The sequence below is a fragment of the Arsenophonus sp. ENCA genome (genome assembly GCF_002287155.1).
GTDB lineage: Bacteria > Pseudomonadota > Gammaproteobacteria > Enterobacterales > Enterobacteriaceae > Arsenophonus > Arsenophonus nilaparvatae.
The window spans coordinates 1-4,767 of record NZ_NHNG01000699.1; the positions used below are offsets into that span (position 1 = coordinate 1).

Annotated in this window: 7 protein-coding genes and 2 pseudogenes; 8 read left to right on the plus strand and 1 reads right to left on the minus strand. The window is 40.1% G+C overall.

Translation table 11 applies throughout. The features are described from left to right. The first annotated feature begins 669 nt into the window (after positions 1-669). Both CBG25_RS18380 and CBG25_RS18385 read left to right on the plus strand, forming a co-directional pair. Positions 670-837 (plus strand): hypothetical protein, encoded by a 168-nt coding sequence (locus CBG25_RS18380; protein ID WP_290608468.1) that lies wholly within the window; start codon positions 670-672, stop codon positions 835-837. A gap of 154 nt (positions 838-991) precedes the next feature. Continuing rightward, positions 992-1,240, plus strand: a pseudogene (locus CBG25_RS18385) (transposase); the annotation flags it as partial. A gap of 78 nt (positions 1,241-1,318) precedes the next feature. On the opposite strand, the gene CBG25_RS18390 reads toward CBG25_RS18385, so the two are convergent. Continuing rightward, a complete protein-coding gene (locus CBG25_RS18390; RefSeq protein ID WP_290608469.1) occupies positions 1,319-1,645 on the minus strand; it encodes a hypothetical protein in 327 nt (108 codons plus the stop codon). Between CBG25_RS18390 and CBG25_RS18395 the strand changes: the two genes are divergently transcribed. The 6 genes and pseudogenes from CBG25_RS18395 to CBG25_RS18420 all read left to right on the plus strand — a co-directional run. Continuing rightward, positions 1,630-1,866: a hypothetical protein gene (locus tag CBG25_RS18395; RefSeq protein WP_290608471.1), complete on the plus strand. Its 237-nt coding sequence runs from the start codon at positions 1,630-1,632 to the stop codon at positions 1,864-1,866. The two genes, CBG25_RS18390 and CBG25_RS18395, sit on opposite strands and share 16 nt — an antisense overlap. 212 nt (positions 1,867-2,078) lie before the next feature. Beyond that, positions 2,079-2,267, plus strand: a complete 189-nt coding sequence (locus CBG25_RS18400) for a hypothetical protein (protein WP_290608473.1) — start codon at positions 2,079-2,081, stop codon at positions 2,265-2,267. Positions 2,268-2,370: 103 nt separating this feature from the next. Further along, on the plus strand, positions 2,371-2,844 hold the full coding sequence (locus CBG25_RS18405; RefSeq protein ID WP_290608479.1) for a transposase family protein: 474 nt from the start codon (positions 2,371-2,373) through the stop codon (positions 2,842-2,844). 202 nt (positions 2,845-3,046) lie between these two features. Further along, positions 3,047-3,787 (plus strand): complement resistance protein TraT, encoded by a 741-nt coding sequence (gene traT / locus CBG25_RS18410; protein WP_290608475.1) that lies wholly within the window; start codon positions 3,047-3,049, stop codon positions 3,785-3,787. Between the two features lie 280 nt (positions 3,788-4,067). Further along, positions 4,068-4,535: a hypothetical protein gene (locus CBG25_RS18415; protein WP_290608477.1), complete on the plus strand. Its 468-nt coding sequence runs from the start codon at positions 4,068-4,070 to the stop codon at positions 4,533-4,535. A gap of 5 nt (positions 4,536-4,540) precedes the next feature. Next, positions 4,541-4,767, plus strand: a pseudogene (locus CBG25_RS18420) (IS5/IS1182 family transposase); the annotation flags it as partial.

Sequence of the window (4,767 nt, forward strand, 5' to 3'; positions counted from 1 at the left end):
ATTAGCCAACAAATAATGATCTCACTCCCTCTTGTGCTGAAAAAAACAGCAAATCTTACCGACTGTGATCCCTATTTCATACGGCCTCAGGATCTTTGAAATTCCTAGGCGTAAATTCCTAGGCGTCGAGTGACCGTGCTCCTTTTAACTTCGGGCTATATTCCGCTTCCTCGCCCGTTCGCTCGCGTTGCTCGGTCACTTGGCTGCGTCGAGCGGTGGGGGTTAAGTTTTAAAAAGATTTCTTGGTTTTTTTAAAAGAAAATCGTGTTTTTCCTTAACTCAGTCCGCTCACCGCAGGAGACGTTGAGGCGGAGCGCAGCTTGCGAGCACCGAACACCGTCGACGAGGAAGCGGAGGTTAGTTTGTTGCTAATGAATTAGCCTGAGACTCCGTTTTATCAAAAGATAAAAGAAGAGATCTAATTATAAACCCTGTTATATAAAGAATTAAATTTTAATATCTGTTGCTAACACATGCAAATACTGTGGTTATGATAATCAAAAATGAGTGCAATTTTGATTGCATTGGAATCAAAAAATACGTTGACATAATCAAAAAAACAACTAAAATGCTTAAATAAGAGTAAAAAAAAACAGAAAAATGCATATGATGGAATCAAAAAATAATGATGTAATAAGGCACAAGCAAAATCCATTCGTGGAAAATATGATGATTCCTATAGGGACTAAACAAATACGATTATCAAAAATGGGTAAAGATCGTAATGTGTTAGTCAATCAACTTACAGGAGAAGTTTTAGGAACGCATGTAACAACTTACAAAAAAGTTGATAGAGGACACGAGTTTCGCACCAATAAAAAAACGCTCTATTTTTAAGTTTAATTCAGCATGATATATAAATAGTCAAAACCTTATAAATCAAATACAACTTATTGTAATTTAAGAAAATTTATGTTTTTTAGTAACTTGCAGATTAATCATTGCTTTTAAGCCATTTTTAGAATTTTATATGCCTGTGCGAAACTCGTGTAGGAGCCAGATTCAGCGTAAAGGCCATCGAAACAAACCGTTGTCCAAGACTCAGCAAGGGCGAAACCACAGGATTGCAAAGACTAGGGCACGGGTTGAACATGCATTTGCGGCGATGGAACAAATGGGTAGAAAACTGATCCGCACCATTGGACAGGTGCGCGCTAATTTTGCCATGACGATGATGGCAGCATGTTACAACCTAAAGCGGTTGGCGTACTTCCAGAGCGCGTGCATCGTGGCTTTCTGACGCCCAGAATGGGTCAAATGGCCCTAGCCAGGGCAATGTGCGATAGAATCAGTAACGTGATAATCAAAAAAAATCTAATTATTTAGAATGAAAGCCAAGGGTTAATTGAAAATCTTGAGTTTTTCGAGGTGCCCGATAATGAACCATCTCTATTTTTCTACTACGTGTTTTGGCAATCAATGTATCATCGGCAATTAGTACACAAGGGCTTTTTTTGTCTATAGAAGGTTCAACTAATCGCCATAGGTCTTTAGGGCGGAAACATCTACTTTTTAACCATCGGCTAACCGTGTCATGAGATAAAGGCGATGGGCTGACTTCTGATAACGCCAAACAAGAGTATCTTACACTGCTTACTTGCAAGAATATTTTATAGATATCTTTAATGCATGGATAACCGGACAAAATATGAACATCCTGATTTTTTCTTGTTTTTAAATTTATACTTCTTTTTTAGAGACTGCGAAACTCGTGCTCAAGCAACATTTACTAGAGGAATTAAAGAGCTAGTGGGGGCTCAAATAATCGCAAGATGTTTAAAGCAAGGAGATTATTTTATTAACCCAAATTTTATTTTTAATGGAGATAGAGTTGCATTTACTACAGCAATAGAAAAACAAGATTAAATTAGCGGTACTTGAAGGGACGGCAATCCCAACAAGCACCTGATCTAACAACCTAAGCTAACTAGGAGTCGGACTATGCGAAATAGTACGCATATTGCACGCATAATGAAAGCGTGCGGCATATCAATCGAGCAGCTTTTGAGTTTTGCTCACACATCAAAATATCTTACAACCCGTCAGCGTCAGTACCTTCGGAGTATCGGAGGTGCCGCATGAAATCCGAGATGATTAAATTCTTTTTGAGTAGTTGTGTTCCTTCTGGTTTTGTTGATAGTGAAGGTAAAGTCGATACCAACGTCAAAATGACAGATTTACTCTATTTGCTAATTCATTTGCCTGAAATGGGAACGCTATTAGACACGAGTTTCGCACAGGCATATAAAATTCTAAAAATGGCTTAAAAGCAATGATTAATCTGCAAGTTACTAAAAAACATAAATTTTCTTAAATTACAATAAGTTGTATTTGATTTATAAGGTTTTGACTATTTATATATCATGCTGAATTAAACTTAAAAATAGAGCGTTTTTTTATTGGTGCGAAACTCGTGCGGGAAAGAAAAGACAGACCACTCGAAAAGGGCTTATTATGACTGACGAAACAAGGCAAATTGGATTTATCCCCATGAGCAAAAATGGGCGCCGTCACGATAAACGCTTACTCGATAAAGTCGATATAATTCGCCATATTCCTCCTGAGGTAACCATCTGGGCAGATACCGGTTTTCAAGGTATAGATAAACAGCATCCTAATACACAAATCCCAAAAAAAGGAACTCGAAAAAGACCTTTATCGCCTGAACAAAAACAAGAAAATAAAATAATCTCGGGCATCCGTATTACAGTTGAACACGCCATCGCGGGTATCAAGCGCCTCGGTTGCATGACCCAAATTTTACGGAATCGTAGACCCTTTATTGATGATACCTTCTTACTCCTTAGCGCAGGTCTTTGGAATTTCCATCTCAGAACAGCGTAAAATTTACTTCAATCACCGAAACACCCTTATTTCACTATTAAGCAACACGCTTAATGATTTCAGCACGACAAGCGGGTTCGATCATGATGACTATAGCCGTCGTGATAGTTAATCCTTAGATAATCCTTTTTTATCAGAACGTTACTTGAACAGGATGCTGTTCAAGTAATCCCTTATACCTTTAACATGGAGTTTTTATAAAATGGCACACCCTTTTAAGCGTTTAATTTTGGTCAGTTTCATTACGAGTTCACTAGCCCTGACCGGCTGTAGTGCAGTCAGTACGGCGGTTAAAAAACGCAATCTTGAAGTAAAAACCCAAATGAGTGAAACCATCTGGTTAGACCCGGCTTCACAGAAAACCGTTTACCTACAAATCAAAAATACGTCCGATAAAGAGATGTCAGATTTAGCCAGTTTAATTCGAAAAGCGGTTGAAGCCAAAGGCTATACGGTGGTGAATAATCCCAACGCCGCCTATTACTGGATACAGGCCAATGTGTTAAAAGCCGATAAAATGGATTTAAGAGATGCCCAACACTTTTTATCGCAAGGTTATGAAGGCGCTGCCCTTGGCGCAGCGGTGGGCGCAAGTGCTATGGCTTATAACGTCGATTCTACCGGCGGTGCATTAGGCGTGGGATTAGCCGCCGGTCTGATTGGCGCAGCCGCTGATGCGATGGTGGAGGATGTGAATTTCACGATGATAACCGACTTGCAGATTAGCGCTTTGAGCAAAGGCACGAAAGTGACGGTCAATGATGTGGCAAGTCTACAGCAAGGCACTTCGGGAGCGAAAGTTCAGACCAGCACCGAACCCACTAATCGTCATAAATACCAAACGCGAATTGTGTCCAATGCCAACAAAGTCAACCTGAAATTTGAAGAAGCCAAACCGGAACTGGAGAAACAGTTAGCCAAAAGTATCGCCAATATTCTTTAATTTCTCTCAAACACGAGTTTCGCACCAATAAAAAAACGCTCTATTTTTAAGTTTAATTCAGCATGATATATAAATAGTCAAAACCTTATAAATCAAATACAACTTATTGTAATTTAAGAAAATTTATGTTTTTTAGTAACTTGCAGATTAATCATTGCTTTTAAGCCATTTTTAGAATTTTATATGCCTGTGCGAAACTCGTGTCAAAATAATAAGCCCAGTTAACTTAACGCTTTTTCGATAACTAATTGGGCTTCCTCTCGCTAAGGAACGTTTGATTATGAGTCTGGATGCCAGAAACATGACCCAGGGTGGTCAGGTAATTAAATACATGGTGGCGATGTTTATGCAGATTGCCAATATCGTGGCTTTTTGGGTAATTATCGCCACGGTGATGGTCTTTTTTGCCACCATCGCCTTTCAAATCCCGCTTGAGAAGATGATACACGGGTTAGCTTACTGGGCAATGGATAAACTGGTCATACCGCTACAGGAAGCGATTGGCACCAGTGAAGGTGGCACCTTCACCTTTCACTGGTTAAACCCAAGAACCGGTCAGGTGGTTGAATTTGAGAAAACCGCCCGCGAGGTACGCCTCGATAGGTACTTTATTTATTGCTATGTGTTATTGAAAGAAGCGGCATTTTGGGCGTGGGGTGTTGCCTCCTTTACCTTTGGGCACCTCGAAAAACCTAAGCCGAGTTTGATTTTGCTGATAAAGTTATCGGAAGCTGGTCTACTGAGCTAACCACCATGAAGAAACGCAGCGCCATTAAGAATGACCTCTTTGCAAACCAGTATCACCAACAGACGATCGACAAGTTGGGTGACCCGCTGGTCAAGATCGAAACCTGTATAGACTTTGCGCATCTAGCAGCAGAAATCGACCATGTGGTACCGCGTCCTGTCAGCAAAAAAGGCGGACGTCCACCATTTCCAACAGAGACCATGGTTCGCATTTTAGTCTTAAAGCGTATCTA

Coding starts and splice junctions, on each gene's coding strand:
- CBG25_RS18380 (WP_290608468.1), top strand. CDS start 670: ATGATTCCTATAGGGACTAAACAAATACGATTATCAAAAATGGGTAAA.
- CBG25_RS18415 (WP_290608477.1), top strand. CDS start 4,068: ATGAGTCTGGATGCCAGAAACATGACCCAGGGTGGTCAGGTAATTAAA.
- traT (WP_290608475.1), top strand. CDS start 3,047: ATGGCACACCCTTTTAAGCGTTTAATTTTGGTCAGTTTCATTACGAGT.
- CBG25_RS18395 (WP_290608471.1), top strand. CDS start 1,630: ATGGATAACCGGACAAAATATGAACATCCTGATTTTTTCTTGTTTTTA.
- CBG25_RS18400 (WP_290608473.1), top strand. CDS start 2,079: ATGAAATCCGAGATGATTAAATTCTTTTTGAGTAGTTGTGTTCCTTCT.